We start from the raw sequence: 15120 nt of genomic DNA, 5'->3' as shown, positions 1-15120 counted from the left end.
CCTATAATGTTTCAGCCAGTTTTAAGGCTTCTTCAACAATTCCATCAATATTATAATATTTATATTGAGCCAGACGACCTAATAAATAAAACTGTGAAAAAGGTTTGACATAATCTACATATTTTTGATACATCTTTAAATTTTCTGGTGACAAAATCGCATAGTAAGGGACTTGTCTTTCATCATGATAAACCTCAGGATATTCTTTAACAATCGTTGTTCCTGAAATGTCCTGTCCTGTCAAATATTTAAACTCTGTAATGCGTGTATAATCTTCACTGACTGTATAATTAATGACACCATGACTTTGATAATGATCTTGAGGATAATGCTCATAAACAAAGCGTAATGAACGATAAGGCAATCTTCCTAAACAATGATCAAAGAAAGTATCAATAGCTCCAGTAAAAATAACTTTGCCCTGCCATAGTTTTCCTTGATAAAAGATTTGTTTCTTTTCAAAATCAAAAGTCAAATCCTCTTTTGCATCCTTGTTCAATTCTACTTCAATATGATCATGATCCAACATCTTTTCAAATAACTTTGTATAACCCTCTAATGGCATACCTTGATAAATATCTTGAAAATAACGATTATCATAAGAAATCAAAACCGGTACTCTGGCAGTGACGCTTTGATCAACTTCTTCAGGTTTTTGATTCCATTGTTTCATCGTATATTTCAAAAAGATATTTTCATACACATATTGAGCGACTTCCTGTATACCCAAAGAAGGATTCTTCTGTAATTCTAAAATAGGAACACGGGCATTTTTGCCATATGCAGCAATCAATTCCTGTTTTAAGCGTTCTCCTTTTTCCTTTCCAAAAACAATCATTAAAGTATTTAAGTTAAAAGGAATCGGTATAATCTTTCCATAGACATTTCCAGCTACTTCATGACGATAATCATACCATTTTGTAAAACGTGATAAAAAGTCAAAAACTTCCTTATTATTCGTATGAAAAATATGAGGCCCATACTTATGAACCAATATACCATATTCATCATATTCATCATAACAGTTTCCACCAATATGATTTCTCTTTTCAATAATTTTGACTTTTTCTCCTTTTTCAGCTAAAACTCTCGCTACAACACTTCCTGCAAAACCACTTCCAATAATTAATGTATCCATTCTTTCACCTCATTTTATTTATCATATCATAAACCTAAACATGATTCAATTTGTTCTCTTGTCAAGGATGAAAAAGGAATAATTGGTTGAACATCATCTTCATTACCAATTGTTTTTTCCATCCATACAATATCATGCCATTGATGAAACTTATACCCTGCATGATGAAAACAACCAATATATTGAAAACCAAAAGCTTCATGAAATTTTTCACTTTTTATATTGGGATGAGTAATACAAGCATAGACATGTTGTATGTGCATAATTTTTAAGATATGCAACAGACTTTGATAAAGCTGTCTTCCAACGCCTTGACCATGATAGTGAGAATCAATATAAATAGAAAGCTCACTGCCCCACTGATAAGCAGCCCTTGAAGCAAATGCAGAAGCATAGGCATAACCGACAACACGGTCATTGTCTTTGGCGATAAGATAGGGATATTGACACAATGTCTGTGCAATACGCTGTTGCATTTCTTCTAAGGAAGGAACATCATATTCAAAAGTAATGTTGCTAGATTGCACATAAGGTGCATATATATTTAAAATATCTGCTCCATCATCTATGGAAGCAACTTTTATATTTATAGACATTCTTTTCTCCCTTCCAAGAGTTTTAAATATTCTTTTTCATGAATAATTCTTAAATCCTGTCCCTGTTTCATCAGATGTAAAGCTTTCTTCACTTTTTTATTCTCTTTACCAAAACGTACTTTATGATAACCTCTACCACCAATCACAAGATAATTTGTATGCGTACTGACTTGATTGGTTGATAATGCACAAGCCTCTTTTGTCTTTTCTTCTAAGACTTCTCGAGGCATATAGAGTTTTCCTGTAAAACAGACTGATTGATGATACAATAAAGCATCTTCTCTTTGATTCATTTCTAATAGTTGAACAACTGATTCAGCAGAAATGATATTACGATAATAGTTTTCTTTCATTTCACCAAATTCTAAATGAAATTTTTGATGTAAATCATACAAACTGGAAACATCTTCTTGTTCTAGCATTTGCATTAATAAATAAGCACAAGCTTTGGCATCTTCTAAAGCATGATGTGCCTGAAATTGAAAACCATTCATAATGGATAAATCTTTTAAATTATATTTTGAAAGTTTTGGATAAACAAGATGTGCTAAAACATTGGTACATGACATCATTAGGCGTGGATAAGTCATATGATACTGTTTTAAAGCAGCCCTTAAATTCATCATATCTCCTTGAATATCATGTGATACAACAATCGTATTTTCAAAATAATGATGAATGTCTTTCCACACTTCTGGAAATGCTTTTTCTTTATACAATGATTGAGGTCGAATCTGATGAACTCTAAAACGATAAGGATCAAAGCTTAAATTCTTGGGTTTTATTAATGAATAATAGGTTGATACAATTTGTAAATCTTGAATTTGTACAATGCCAATCGCACATACACTGGCAGGATCTTGATTTAAGACTTCTATATCAAAAACGGTTATCTTTTCACTCATGCTATTCCAACCGCCTTTTTAGCCAGAAGATCAGCCATTTCATTATACAAATCCCCGCTATGTGCTAAAACTTTCATAAAATGAATTTCAATCTTTTGACGACTTTCATCAATAAAAGTTTGATAAGCCTGTGTTCCTTGACGACGTGCCATCCATGTATGATTAGCCCATTTTTCAATTCCCTCATAATCATAATAAATACAAATCATAGGATATTGATGTTCTATCGCATAACAGATTGCCTGATGAGCTCCGGCAATTTCACCAGCTACATTTCGCATACTGACATAATCAGGATGTTTCCCTTTTCCATTGATTTTTAAAATGACTTGTTGTCCATCAATCAAAACACAGCCATAACCATATTCACCCGTCTTTTGATTAAAACTGCCATCCACATAAGCAATTAATCCCTGCTCATGAAAAGATGGTATTTGTTCATTCAAATAGTTTTGTGCATCTTCTAAAGATGAAAATGATTTATACAAAGCTCCTTTAAACCCTTTGACCATCGATTCACATTCTTCCCAAGTTGAAAAAACACCGATCTTTCTTCCTTTTTTCACTGCATAATATTTTGCCATCTTTTTAACCTCCGCTCCCTATTATAATCATAAACATGACATTTGGCTAGTAAAAAATATAAGCGATATGGTATAATCATGAGTGAAAGAAGGTATTATCATGAAAATTGAAAATCGTTTTTTAAAATATATAAGCTTTAATACACAATCCAATCCTTATTCAACTGTTTCACCTTCGACAACTGGTCAAAAAGAATTTGCTCAATTTTTAGTTGAAGAAATGCGTATTTTAGGTCTTAAAGATGTACAAATGAGTGAATATGGTGTGGTCTATGGAAAAATTCCTGCTAATAATCAACATCAAGGTGATGTTATAGGGTTGATTGCTCATTTAGATACATCACCCGATGCCAGTGGTCAAGATATTCATCCCCAAATTATTCGTCATTATGATGGTAAGGATATTTCATTAAAAGAAGAACGTTTATTATCACCAAGAGAGTTCCCTGATCTTCAAAAAGTGATAGGACATGATTTAATCACAACGGATGGCACAACGCTTCTTGGTGGCGATGATAAAGCAGGTATTGCAATCATTATGAGTATGGCTGAATATATGTATAAACATCCTGAATTTTTACATAATGATATTATGATTGCTTTTACCCCAGATGAAGAAGTAGGACGTGGAACTGAACATTTTGATTTAGATATTTTTCAAGCTGATTATGCGTATACAATTGATGGTGGTGACATCAATCAATTCCATTTTGAAAACTTTAATGCCTACCAAGTGCTTGTAGACATCATAGGTCAAAGTATTCATCCGGGAAGTGCTAAAAATAAAATGGTCAATTCTCAAGAAGTCGCTATGACATTCCATTCTATGTTACCTGCTGGACAAAAACCACAATTGACTGAAGGTTATGAAGGTTTTCACCATCTTGTTCATATGCAGGGAACATGTGAAAAAACACATTTAGAATATATTGTCCGCAATCATGATTATTTAGAACTGAAACAACAACTCAATGACTTTTCTCGTATTCAATCTTATTTAAATAGTTTCTATGGCTATGAAGCGATTGATATTACCATGCATGAACAATATCTTAATATGAAAGATATTATCAAAGACCATCCTCATATCATTGAACAAGTTGAAACTGCTATGGAAGATGTTGGATTACGTCCAGAAATTACGCCAATTCGTGGTGGTACAGATGGTGCCCGTCTCTCTTTTAATGGTCTTCCCTGTCCTAATCTAGGAACAGGTGGTTTCTATTGTCATGGTCCTTATGAATTTGTTTCTATTACAATGATGAAAAAAGGTGTAGAACTCCTTTTAAGATTAGTGAGAAATAATGTCTATGCTCATGAAGATATACCATTTTAGGTTTATCTTCTTTTTTAAGGATGGTAAAATAAATATAAGGAAGTGTTCACTATGAAATGTTTATTTATTATTAATCCAAGTTCAGGAACAAAAACCATTCAAAAAAAACTTGATCAGCTCATTGGTCAACTGATTTTAAAACAAATTGTTCATACTGTTGACATCTTTTATACTCAAAAGAAAGATGATGCCTACAAGCGTAGTTTAAAGATTCAAGATGGAGATTATGATTTTGTTGTGAGTGTGGGTGGTGATGGAACTGTTAATGAAATCATTAATGGCTTTATTGAAAATCACTTACTGACTCCTCTTGCGATATTACCTGGTGGTACTGTTAATGATTTTGCAAATCACTTACATTTACCTCATAATACTGATGATTTCATTCAAATGATTCAAGACTTCCAGACAATGAAAGTAGATATTGGTAAAGTCAATGAACAATATTTTGCTAATGTTATTGCTGGTGGCATGTTTAGTGACATCAGTTTTCAAGTATCTAAAAATGATAAAGAAAGATTTGGTCCTTTAGCCTATTATATTAGTGGCATTCGACAATTACCATCACAATTACACACATCATTACATTTAAAAGTGGAAGCTGATGGACAACATTTTGAAGAAGATGCAAAATTATTTATGATTACTAACACTTCTCAAGTGGGAGGATTTAAAGATATCACACCTCATGCTAATATCCAAGATGGTCAATTGGATTTATTGATTATCAAAAAGTGTTCAGCAACTGACTTAATTTCTCTATTCAAAGATTATACTTTAAACAGTCATGAAAAAAGTCCTTTTATCACTTATATTCAAGCTAAAGAATTAATCATTGAATGTGATAAAAATATTATCTATGATGTTGATGGTGAAAAAGGAACAACCTTCCCTATTCATGTCACGGTTGAAAAACAATCTTTATGTGTCATTATTCCTAAAAGTCTAGAATATAAAGAGAAGCTATGAGTACAATAATACACATAGCTTTTTCATTTATTTGATTGTTATAAAAATGATTTTTGAAATATATACTTCATTTTTATATTTTGGTTCTCAAATCATATTATTGATTACGTTTTTGAATAAAGAATAGATGTATGATTGGAATATAAAGTATGATTCCAAAAGGTATTATTTTTAAAAAATAAGATTGCAAAAATGTGATTGCAGATAACCTAAGAGTTAACTGAGCTAACTCACCAGAAAATTCATAAAATGAGAATCGAGTAGTCAATGTTATCATAAAACATATAAAATAATAAAGTAAAATGAATGTATCCAATAATGTGACAGTAGATAAAAGAATACTCATTCTATAATAGACAAAAAATAGAACAAGCAATAATAAACTGCTTACTATAAGAACATTTGAAAATTCATTAAATTGAATGATAGTGTCCGTTTGATCAAAAGCTCCTATTGGAGCTATATATCCCAAAAATTGATTTGCTTTTAAAAATATTGAAACAAATATAACAACAATAAAAAAACATATTTTCATCAAAAAGTATATTTTTCTCTCCATAAAAACACTCCTTATTCCGTTTACAAAATTGATAATAACATGAATCAATTTTCAATGTTTTAAGATTTTTTATGATTTCTTTTAAAATTTCTTAATTTTCTTTAAGAACTGTTTTATTTATCACAAAAACATGCCATAAAATAATGAATAAAGAAGTAGAACTTATCAAATATTATGATTTATGTAAAAAATGCATATAATATATCGAAGAAGAAAAATAAAGGTTTTTGTAGGGCTATGCTCTGCTTTTTATATTGTATACAATAAAGATAAAAGGTTGGAATCATAAATGATTTCAACCTTTCTTTTATTGATAAGGATTTTTAGGAATAATAAGCACTGCTATTAAATAGGCAAGAAGCCCTGAACCCCAACCTAAAACCAAAACAACAGCTATCAATCTTACAATTGTAGGATCAACATCAAAATATTCTGCAATTCCTCCACAAACTCCTGCAATCATCACATCACGTCTTGATCTATATAATCTTTTTTTCATTGAAATTCCTCCATTACCTAGATTATATTGATTAAAGCATATGATTGTCAATAGACTTCATAAGAAAAAGGGATTTGAGTATCCCTTATCTTTCTTTTGCCATTTTGGCTAGTGCTAAAGCACCACAAACCCCAGCATTATCACCTAATCCCGGATAAACAACATAATCTTTAATCGCATCTGTTGTAATTTCATCTTTTTGAATATAACCATTTAATCTTTCTTGAAGATATTTATGAATGAGTGGGAATAATTGTTTTTGATGCATAACACCACCACCTAAGATAATTTTCTTTGGTGATAAAGTTAAAACATAAATAGCTAATGCTTGAGCAATATACCATGCTTCTAAATCCCATGCAGGGTGATCTTCAGGCAATTCGCTTCCTTTGATTCCCCATCTTTCTTCAATAGCTGGACCTGCTGCCAAACCTTCAAAACATGTTCCATGATATGGACATTTTCCTTTATAAGTATCGTCTTCTCTTTGTTCTAGAATCATGTGTCCCATTTCTGGATGTAGTAAACCATGAACAAGGTTTCCTTCCACAATGGCTCCTCCACCAATTCCAGTTCCAATTGTTAAATATAAAGCACTATCTGATCCTTTGGCTGCACCAAAGTATGCTTCACCAAGTGCCGCACCATTCACATCTGTATCAAAACCAATTGGCAAATCAGGGTAATGTTCCTGTAAAACTCCTACAATATTATAGTTTGTCCACCCTGGTTTAGGTGTTGTTGTAATATATCCATATGTTGGACTCTTTAAATCAGGATCAATAGGTCCAAAACATCCTAATCCTAAAGCTTCAATGTCCTTTCCATCAAAAAATTTAAAAATATTTTCAACTGTTTCTTGTGGTGTTGTTGTTGGAAAAGCATCTCTTTCTAAAACATTTCCATTTTCATCTCCAATCGCAACAACAAATTTTGTACCTCCGGCTTCAATTGCACCTAATTTCATCTTATTTATTCCTCCCTTGTTTTATCATATTTTATCATAACTTATATCTTGTCAAAAGTTATTTTTCATATATTATTGATAATTGTTGTGAAGATGTCGTTTCCTTTAACATACTTTCTAAATATTGCAAAAAGAAACTGAGATCTTCTGTCTGTAAATACTGATATCCCGGATGAGTTTTTATATCTTCAACATATTGATTCATACATCCAGTAAAATAATAACGATTGGCCTGGACTAGAACATCTAAAATAGCTTCTCGATGCGATGAATCTTTCACATCTTTTAATTCTTCACTAAACTTATGAGCTGATACTGTATCAAAATACTCGTTTGCATCCTTTGAAATAGTTAATGATTGCGTATGATAGTCCATTCTATGGGGATTAAGTTCAATAACACCATACTGTAAAGGAGCGTCTAATAAAGAGGAAGAAGCAATATCATAGATACCATTGATTTGTTTAATATTTTGGCAATGAATATGACCACTCAATACAAAAGGAACATTATATTGTGCAAAAAGCTTGGCTATATCTTCATGATTTTGAATCGTATAACCACTATTCAATAATTCATTATGGATTGCTAGATTATGATGCATCGCAATAAGAGGTATCTTCTTTTGTTTTTGTATATCTTGGAGTTGTTCCTCTAACCACTGCATTGTTGAATCCGTAAAAAAGCCACCTGCTCCTAAAGTCATTTCTGTTTGTTCATGTGCATTAGAGTCCATCATCAACAAACTATAATCTTCATTCAAATCAATACGATAACTTAAAGACTCATCATGTTTTGAAACAGCCAAATGATAACCTAAATCTTGATAAATATCTTGAAAAGTTTTAGCATCAATATTCTCTACATCAAAATAATCATCTTTGCCATATCCCTTTGTATAAATATTATCAATATCATGATTTCCCGGTATAACAGCAACCTGAATATTCTTTTCTCTTAATTGTTCTAGTTTTTGAGCTAATTGTTGATGACTCCCCTTTTCACCATTAAAACTTAAATCACCTGTTAAAATGACCAGCTCTGGTTTTTCATGAAGAACAGCTGATATAAAAGCATCTACAATTTCATCACCATAAGTGACCATTTTCCCATCACCATATAACATAGATTCTTCAAACCAGTCACAATCTTGATAATAATCTTTTAAAAAATAATGTAAATCACTAGCAACAATGATTTTTAAATTGTCTTTATCGCACACAGTTTTTTTCTGGCATCCCATCAAACAAAGACAACAAATAATCCCATATATTATCTTTTTCATAAATGACCTAAAAAGAATGGATAGCTAAGCTATTCATTCTTTCACATTTCTATTATTTTTGACAAGCTTCATAAGCCATATCAAAAATCTTTTGTGCATTGAAATTCTTAAAATCATCGTCACTAATTAAAATAACTGGTTTATCAGGGTTATCTGCTTTGATTTTTTCATATGATCCTTTTAATTGAGGTTCTACAAGAATCACATCAGCAAGATTACTTGAATATTCTACTGCATGTTCAGATGCAGACCAAACAGTAGCGTCTACTCTCTTTCTTGAAGCAGCGTCTTTTAATTTTGTAGAAAACAAAGTAGATGTTACACCAGCTAAACAACATAATAAGATTTTCATGATTATATTCCTCCTTCTTAGTTCCCTACATCTATTTTATCACAATTTTATAACGACTTCTATTGCTTTTGACTTTCCTTCATAAAATTATTTGCTTCTTCTAAGGAAGAATAACCATAAGCCTTAACAGTATTTGTTAAAATCTTTTCAATCAGATTTTCTTGATTCTGGACCATTCTTAAAACCATCTGTCCATATAGATAAAGTGTTTCATCACTATAAGTCATTAACTCTCCTCTTAAGTAAGTTTCAAAAGATGTATCGTCTTTTTCATCCTCTAAAGTATGAGTTAAACGTGCCTGTGCTAAAAGATATGGATATTTTTCATTCATATCTTCACGCATAGATACTTCAATTTCACATAAAATCTGAATGAACGCTCTTTTTTGTGGATCCACTTGTGGCAATTGATCTTGAATCGTCTGATAATAATCAGGATCTGTACTTTCCATCATATAGGCATACTTTTCCATCACTGGATTTCTTCCCATCTGTTTGGCTACTTTTAAATCTTGTAGACAGGCTTGTTGAACATCTTGATCAAAAGCATCAAATTGACTCTTTCTTTGTAAGTAAAATGTTTCAAAGTCATCCTGACAACTTGCACGTCCATCAATATGTTGTACATGCTGAAAAAACTCCCATTCTAACTGTACAATATCATCACTCATTTTTATCCCTCCATCACATGTTTTAAACGAATATGCTGATCTTGAATATGATTCATGACAAGATGTGCATGTGTATCTAAAAAATCATCTTGACTATCAGAAAGTTCCTGTCGCTGCAATTCACCAATCACCATCTGACATATCTTTTCAATCACAACAACCTTCGCATCATCTAAATTGATACCACCTTGAAAATGTTTCCATTGAAACAATTGAGATGGCAGTTGTACCAGTTCCAACAGTAAATCTTGGACTTGTTGTAAATAAAAGCAATCTTTTAATCCATAATAACTCCATTTATAATAAGGTTTATATTTTTTATTCAGTAAATAAACAACAGATAATGTCTGATCTATAAATTCATGAAGTGCCAATGAAGCAGCCACCTCATCACCTCTTTGCATACATCTTCCATAATTATACTGTCCAGATTGTGCCATTTTCGCAAGAGCACGGGCTATCTTTTTTATTCTAATATCTTCTGGATATGTTTTGAGATATTCTCTGATTTGTGTGACTTTTCCATAATCATCTTCAAATATACGACCATTTGTACAAGCTAATAAAGCATTTTCATCAACGTAAAGCCATTCATCTAAAGTTTCGGGAATTTTTCTTAAAAACTGTTCAAAAAAGCTTTCAATTTCAAAAACCCCAACTCTCCCAGAACCATGTAAAGAAGTTAATCTTTGAACGCCCATAAATTCTTGTGGGAGTTTTTGATAACTTTCCTGTATTTTTTGACCATATTGTTGATAAATATCACGAGGTACCCAAATACAAAATCCCGGCCCAAAATCATGATCATGAGAAATCTCATCATCATACCCCAAACAATCAGAACCCATTCCCATAAGTCCAATCGCCATATAAGGACGAATAGAGGCAAATTCTTGTTCAATCATAGCACGACCATATTGGTTATAAAAAGCTTCACATAAATCTAGTCCTTTGACTGTTTTCATTTCACTTAAAACTTTTTCTTTATTTTTTAAAATGGTTTGATAATCTTTATTTTTTCCATATACACTTTCAATAAGTATTAAAACTTGATCATAAATCGCAATAGCCTGAGAAAAGTTTTTTTGTAAGTATTCTAACTGAGCCAATGAAGCAAGGGTTGCAAAATAATGAGGATCATCTGGTGCATACTGTTGAAATAACGCCACTGCCTGATGAATACATTGTTTAGCTTCTTCATTTTGATGAAGTGTTAAATACATTTGAGCCAAATTTGTATAAGTAATGGCTTCTTCTTCACGATAGTTTTCTAATCTTTGGACTATCGCAAGTGCTTTTTTCTCTGTTTCTATAGCCAAAGTCGTAGACCCCATTTCTTGATACAAAAGACTCAAATTATTATAAAAGGCACTATACAATTCATCATCTGGAGATAAATAATGATGATAAATTTTTTCTGTTTTTTGATAAAGTTCCAATGCTTCCTGATATTTTCCCTGTGCTCTATAAAAGGTCGCAATATTAATATAAGAGGTAGCTCCATCAATTGTATCTTCAAGTCCACACATATTTAAAATATTCAATATTTGAACAGCAATCTGATTTCCCAGTTGAAACTTTGATGTAACACGAAAATAACCTATCATTTCATTTAGTAAAAACAATAAAGCTGGATTGTCCTGTTTTTCCATTGCAATGCGAACTTGTTCCATTAAAAAGGTATAGGCATCATCTAATGCATTTTGTGCATAGAACTGATCTAGTTTTTCTTGTAGTTCTTGTATAGTCATGATTTTCTCCTTTTAAAAATAAATAGACACAAAGTGTCTATTTATGATTCAATGCATCTTTCATTCCTTTTAATACGACTTCTCTGGCAGCTATGGCATCTTTTTTATCTAAAGGTGGAATGCCTTCAAGAGGATAATCCATACCTAAATTCTTATATTTCACAACGCCCATCGTATGATAAGGTAAAACATCTAATGCTTTGACATGTTTCAAAGTTGCGATAAATTGACCTAGACGATATAAATATTCATCATTTTGTGTAATTGTTGGAACTACAACATGACGAATCCATATATCAATACCTTTGTCATCCACATATTTCGCAAATTTTAAAATCATATCATTAGGTTGTGCTGTTAATTTTTTATGTTCTTCAGGATCAATATGTTTAATATCCAGCATAACCAAATTTGTTGAAGCCAATAAACGATCAACTTTCTTTAGATATTCAGGATTTTCATTAAAAGTTATACCTGAAGTATCTAAACATGTATGAATATTTTCCTCACGACATTTTTCAAATAACTCTGTCAAGAAATCAATTTGCATCATTGGTTCTCCACCAGTACAAGTGATTCCTCCATTTTTATAAAACTCTTTTTTCGTATTATATTCTTTCAAAATTTCATCGACTGTCATCTGTGTTCCAGTATGTGGTTTCCAAGTATCAGGGTTATGACAGTATTGACAACGCATAGGACACCCTTGAAAGAAAACAACAAAACGAATTCCCGGACCATCAACAGTTCCACAACTTTCTAAAGAATGAATATACCCTTTCATATTCTCACCAACTTTCTTTATTATTTTAACATATTTTCTATAAAATATCATTTTATATGTACTATTTTTTACAAAAAGAAAAGGTGCCTAAGCACCTTAATCCTCATTACATTGATTCATGGAATGTACGAGAAATAACATCATCTTGTTGTTCTTTTGTTAATTTAACAAAGTTAACAGCATATCCAGAAACACGAATTGTTAATTGTGGATATTTTTCTGGATGTTTTTGAGCATCAATTAAAGTATCTCTGTTTAAAACATTAACATTTAAATGATGTCCTCCTTTTGTAGCATAAGCATCTAACATTCCAACTAAATTTTCAACTTGTTGTTCACTTGCAGCCATAAATTTCTCCTCCTTTAATATTGGTCATCGTCATCCATTGGCAAATTAGGAATCTTACAAGCAGTATCACCACTATCACAATCCATCTTTGACACAACAGACACTTCTTCCATTTCAATATGAGCATCCTCATTGACCTTCAAATTAATATGTCCAGCCCCTGCACTCATACGTCCATCTAGCATTTTGACTAAATCATCAATTTCTTTTTGAGTAGCCATCATTTCACTTCTTTCTATTAATCAAGATTTCCTTCTTTGATTGAATCAATATCTAAGTCACCAGCGAAAACTTGATCATCTTTACCTAATGCACCAGGAATGACAGTAAATGTATTTGAAATACCATCTTGTGCATCTTTGAATGGTAATTTAGCAACTGAAGATAATGAAGAAATAGCACCATGAGAATCTCTACCATGCATTGGGTTAGCACCTGGAGCAAATGGTTGACCAGCTTTTCTTCCATCTGGAGTATTACCTGTTGCTTTACCATATACAACGTTAGAAGTAATTGTTAAGATTGAAGTTGTTGGATAAGAATCTCTATAAGTATGATGAGAACGAACCATATCCATGAAAGTTTCAACTAACCAAGTTGCAATTTCATCAACTCTGTCATCATCATTACCATATTTAGGGAAATCTCCTTCTACTTCGTAATCAACAACAATACCATCTTCATCTCTAATACATTTTACTTTAGCATATTTGATAGCTGATAAAGAGTCAGCAACAACTGATAAACCAGCAATACCTGTTGCAAAATAACGTCTTACTTCTCTATCATGTAAAGCCATTTGAATTCTTTCATAAGCATATTTATCATGCATATAATGAATGATATTTAACGCATTAACATAAACACCAGCTAACCAAGACATCATATCTACAAATTTAGATTTAACATCTTCGTAATCTAAGTAATCACCTTCAACTGGTCTATATTTTGGTCCAACTTGTTTCTTAGTTTTTTCATCAACACCACCATTGATAGCGTATAATAAACATTTAGCTAAGTTAGCACGTGCACCGAAGAATTGCATTTCTTTTCCAACTCTCATTGAAGATACACAACATGCAATAGCGTAATCATCACCATGAGTCACTCTCATTAAATCATCATTTTCATATTGAATTGATGAAGTTTCAATAGAAGTTTTTGCACAGAATGCTTTGAAGTTTTCTGGTAAACGAGTTGACCATAAAACTGTCATATTTGGTTCTGGTGCAGTTCCTAAGTTAGATAATGTATGTAAATATCTAAATGAAGTCTTAGTAACCATATGACGTCCGTCAACACCAACACCACCGATTGATTCAGTTACCCAAGTTGGATCTCCTGCGAAAATTGAGTTATATTCTGGAGTTCTTGCGAATTTAACAATTCTTAATTTCATAATGAAATGATCAATAAATTCTTGGATTTGTTCTTCAGTGAATAATCCTTTCTTTAAATCTCTTTCTACATAAATATCAATAAATGTAGAAGTACGTCCTAAAGACATTGCTGCACCATTTTGTTCTTTAACTGCACCTAAATATCCAAAGTATAACCATTGAATAGCTTCTTGGCAGTTTGTTGCTGGTTTAGAAATATCAAAACCATATTTTGCAGCCATTTCTTTCAATTCACCTAAAGCTCTAATTTGTTCACTTAATTCTTCACGTAATTGAATAACTTTAGAAGTCATTCTCTTTTGAGTTGTCGCAAATTGATTTTTCTTATCTTCAATTAATTTATCTACACCATATAAAGCAACTCTACGATAGTCACCAATAATACGTCCACGACCATATCCATCTGGTAAACCAGTGATAATATGTGCTGAACGACAAGCTCTGATTTCTGGTGTATAAACATCAAATACACCTTGGTTATGTGTTTTTCTATATTCTCTGAAAATATAAGAAACTTCTGGATCTACTTTATATCCATTTGTTTCACAAGCTTGTTCTGCAATACGGATACCACCAAATGGCTGTAAAGATCTTTTGAATGGTTTATCAGTTTGAACACCAACAATTTTTTCTTTAGATCTATCTAAGTATCCTGCATCATGTGAAGTTAAAGTAGAAACAATTTTTGTATCCATATCTAAAACTCCACCAGCTTCTCTTTCTTGTTTAGTTAAATCCATAACTTGTGCCCATAAATCTTTTGTGTTTTGAGTAGGACCAGCCAAGAAAGAATCATCACCATCATAAGGTGTGTAGTTTAATTGAATGAAATCTCTTAAATTCACTTCCTTGTTCCATTTACCTGCTTGGAAGCCATCCCAAGCATCATTCCATTTTTCTTTAAATGTCATTTTCTAAACCCCCTGTTTGTTTATTTCTCATTCATTATAGCACTAATAGACTACTGAAACAATA

Annotated in this window: 17 protein-coding genes; 2 read left to right on the top strand and 15 right to left on the bottom strand. The window is 31.8% G+C overall.

From position 1 onward, the window contains the following. Position 1: 1 nt before the first annotated feature. The 4 genes from glf to ACGHJ8_RS03670 are packed head-to-tail and all read right to left on the bottom strand — an operon-like array spanning position 2 to position 3223. The gene (gene glf / locus ACGHJ8_RS03685) at positions 2–1138 is read right to left on the bottom strand and encodes a UDP-galactopyranose mutase (protein ID WP_087358234.1); all 1137 of its coding nucleotides are present in this window, start codon (positions 1136–1138) and stop codon (positions 2–4) included. Between the two features lie 26 nt (positions 1139–1164). After that, complete coding sequence (locus tag ACGHJ8_RS03680) at positions 1165–1734, bottom strand: GNAT family N-acetyltransferase (RefSeq protein ID WP_205089365.1); 570 nt, start codon at positions 1732–1734, stop codon at positions 1165–1167. Next, positions 1725–2639, bottom strand: coding sequence for an exonuclease domain-containing protein (locus tag ACGHJ8_RS03675; protein ID WP_390541743.1), 915 nt, complete (start codon positions 2637–2639; stop codon positions 1725–1727). Before ACGHJ8_RS03675 ends, ACGHJ8_RS03680 begins: the two co-directional genes overlap by 10 nt. Beyond that, positions 2636–3223, bottom strand: a complete 588-nt coding sequence (locus tag ACGHJ8_RS03670; RefSeq protein WP_390541741.1) for a viroplasmin family protein — start codon at positions 3221–3223, stop codon at positions 2636–2638. The genes ACGHJ8_RS03675 and ACGHJ8_RS03670 overlap by 4 nt, the downstream gene beginning before the upstream one ends. Positions 3224–3323: 100 nt before the next feature. Here ACGHJ8_RS03670 and pepT point away from each other — a divergent pair, with 100 nt between their 5' ends. Then, positions 3324–4559, top strand: coding sequence for a peptidase T (pepT, locus tag ACGHJ8_RS03665; protein WP_205089368.1), 1236 nt, complete (start codon positions 3324–3326; stop codon positions 4557–4559). A gap of 51 nt (positions 4560–4610) precedes the next feature. Further along, a complete protein-coding gene (locus tag ACGHJ8_RS03660) occupies positions 4611–5528 on the top strand; it encodes a diacylglycerol kinase family protein (protein ID WP_087358230.1) in 918 nt (305 codons plus the stop codon). Between the two features lie 97 nt (positions 5529–5625). On the opposite strand, the gene ACGHJ8_RS03655 is transcribed toward ACGHJ8_RS03660, so the two are convergent. From ACGHJ8_RS03655 to pflB, 11 genes are all read right to left on the bottom strand, one after another. After that, on the bottom strand, positions 5626–6087 hold the full coding sequence (locus tag ACGHJ8_RS03655; RefSeq protein ID WP_390541739.1) for a hypothetical protein: 462 nt from the start codon (positions 6085–6087) through the stop codon (positions 5626–5628). Positions 6088–6394: 307 nt separating this feature from the next. Next, complete coding sequence (locus ACGHJ8_RS03650) at positions 6395–6586, bottom strand: PspC domain-containing protein (RefSeq protein WP_390541737.1); 192 nt, start codon at positions 6584–6586, stop codon at positions 6395–6397. An 85-nt stretch (positions 6587–6671) separates the two neighbouring features. Then, positions 6672–7553 carry an ROK family protein gene (locus tag ACGHJ8_RS03645; protein WP_390541735.1) on the bottom strand — a complete coding sequence of 294 codons (882 nt, stop codon included), beginning with the start codon at positions 7551–7553 and terminating at the stop codon, positions 6672–6674. 58 nt (positions 7554–7611) lie between these two features. Continuing rightward, positions 7612–8838, bottom strand: a complete 1227-nt coding sequence (locus tag ACGHJ8_RS03640; protein WP_390541733.1) for a metallophosphoesterase — start codon at positions 8836–8838, stop codon at positions 7612–7614. A 52-nt stretch (positions 8839–8890) separates the two neighbouring features. Continuing rightward, entirely contained in the window at positions 8891–9190 is a 300-nt protein-coding gene (locus tag ACGHJ8_RS03635; RefSeq protein ID WP_390541731.1) for a PTS sugar transporter subunit IIB, read from the bottom strand. A 59-nt stretch (positions 9191–9249) separates the two neighbouring features. Then, positions 9250–9861, bottom strand: a complete 612-nt coding sequence (locus tag ACGHJ8_RS03630; protein WP_087358946.1) for a DUF4125 family protein — start codon at positions 9859–9861, stop codon at positions 9250–9252. 2 nt (positions 9862–9863) lie between these two features. Continuing rightward, on the bottom strand, positions 9864–11612 hold the full coding sequence (locus ACGHJ8_RS03625) for a DUF4037 domain-containing protein (protein WP_390541729.1): 1749 nt from the start codon (positions 11610–11612) through the stop codon (positions 9864–9866). Positions 11613–11649: 37 nt separating this feature from the next. After that, positions 11650–12396 carry a pyruvate formate-lyase-activating protein gene (pflA, locus tag ACGHJ8_RS03620; protein ID WP_087358950.1) on the bottom strand — a complete coding sequence of 249 codons (747 nt, stop codon included), beginning with the start codon at positions 12394–12396 and terminating at the stop codon, positions 11650–11652. Between the two features lie 106 nt (positions 12397–12502). Further along, a complete protein-coding gene (gene grcA3, locus ACGHJ8_RS03615) occupies positions 12503–12745 on the bottom strand; it encodes an autonomous glycyl radical cofactor GrcA3 (RefSeq protein WP_205089374.1) in 243 nt (80 codons plus the stop codon). Positions 12746–12759: 14 nt separating this feature from the next. After that, positions 12760–12966: a hypothetical protein gene (locus ACGHJ8_RS03610; RefSeq protein ID WP_087358954.1), complete on the bottom strand. Its 207-nt coding sequence runs from the start codon at positions 12964–12966 to the stop codon at positions 12760–12762. 17 nt (positions 12967–12983) lie between these two features. Further along, positions 12984–15056, bottom strand: coding sequence for a formate C-acetyltransferase (gene pflB / locus ACGHJ8_RS03605; RefSeq protein ID WP_087358956.1), 2073 nt, complete (start codon positions 15054–15056; stop codon positions 12984–12986). Positions 15057–15120: the final 64 nt, after the last annotated feature.

The organism is Massiliimicrobium timonense (assembly GCF_042850985.1).
Classification (GTDB): Bacteria; Bacillota_I; Bacilli_A; order Erysipelotrichales; family Coprobacillaceae; genus Allocoprobacillus.
Note: the sequence above shows the minus strand (reverse complement) of the source record. Positions and strands in the feature narration are given on the sequence as shown.

Excerpts from the sequence above, each read along its gene's own strand:
- glf (WP_087358234.1), bottom strand. The coding sequence starts at position 1,138 with ATGGATACATTAATTATTGGAAGTGGTTTTGCAGGAAGTGTTGTAGCG.
- ACGHJ8_RS03680 (WP_205089365.1), bottom strand. The coding sequence starts at position 1,734 with ATGTCTATAAATATAAAAGTTGCTTCCATAGATGATGGAGCAGATATT.
- ACGHJ8_RS03675 (WP_390541743.1), bottom strand. The coding sequence starts at position 2,639 with ATGAGTGAAAAGATAACCGTTTTTGATATAGAAGTCTTAAATCAAGAT.
- ACGHJ8_RS03670 (WP_390541741.1), bottom strand. The coding sequence starts at position 3,223 with ATGGCAAAATATTATGCAGTGAAAAAAGGAAGAAAGATCGGTGTTTTT.
- pepT (WP_205089368.1), top strand. The coding sequence starts at position 3,324 with ATGAAAATTGAAAATCGTTTTTTAAAATATATAAGCTTTAATACACAA.
- ACGHJ8_RS03660 (WP_087358230.1), top strand. The coding sequence starts at position 4,611 with ATGAAATGTTTATTTATTATTAATCCAAGTTCAGGAACAAAAACCATT.
- ACGHJ8_RS03655 (WP_390541739.1), bottom strand. The coding sequence starts at position 6,087 with ATGGAGAGAAAAATATACTTTTTGATGAAAATATGTTTTTTTATTGTT.
- ACGHJ8_RS03650 (WP_390541737.1), bottom strand. The coding sequence starts at position 6,586 with ATGAAAAAAAGATTATATAGATCAAGACGTGATGTGATGATTGCAGGA.
- ACGHJ8_RS03645 (WP_390541735.1), bottom strand. The coding sequence starts at position 7,553 with ATGAAATTAGGTGCAATTGAAGCCGGAGGTACAAAATTTGTTGTTGCG.
- ACGHJ8_RS03640 (WP_390541733.1), bottom strand. The coding sequence starts at position 8,838 with ATGAAAAAGATAATATATGGGATTATTTGTTGTCTTTGTTTGATGGGA.
- ACGHJ8_RS03635 (WP_390541731.1), bottom strand. The coding sequence starts at position 9,190 with ATGAAAATCTTATTATGTTGTTTAGCTGGTGTAACATCTACTTTGTTT.
- ACGHJ8_RS03630 (WP_087358946.1), bottom strand. The coding sequence starts at position 9,861 with ATGAGTGATGATATTGTACAGTTAGAATGGGAGTTTTTTCAGCATGTA.
- ACGHJ8_RS03625 (WP_390541729.1), bottom strand. The coding sequence starts at position 11,612 with ATGACTATACAAGAACTACAAGAAAAACTAGATCAGTTCTATGCACAA.
- pflA (WP_087358950.1), bottom strand. The coding sequence starts at position 12,396 with ATGAAAGGGTATATTCATTCTTTAGAAAGTTGTGGAACTGTTGATGGT.
- grcA3 (WP_205089374.1), bottom strand. The coding sequence starts at position 12,745 with ATGGCTGCAAGTGAACAACAAGTTGAAAATTTAGTTGGAATGTTAGAT.
- ACGHJ8_RS03610 (WP_087358954.1), bottom strand. The coding sequence starts at position 12,966 with ATGGCTACTCAAAAAGAAATTGATGATTTAGTCAAAATGCTAGATGGA.
- pflB (WP_087358956.1), bottom strand. The coding sequence starts at position 15,056 with ATGACATTTAAAGAAAAATGGAATGATGCTTGGGATGGCTTCCAAGCA.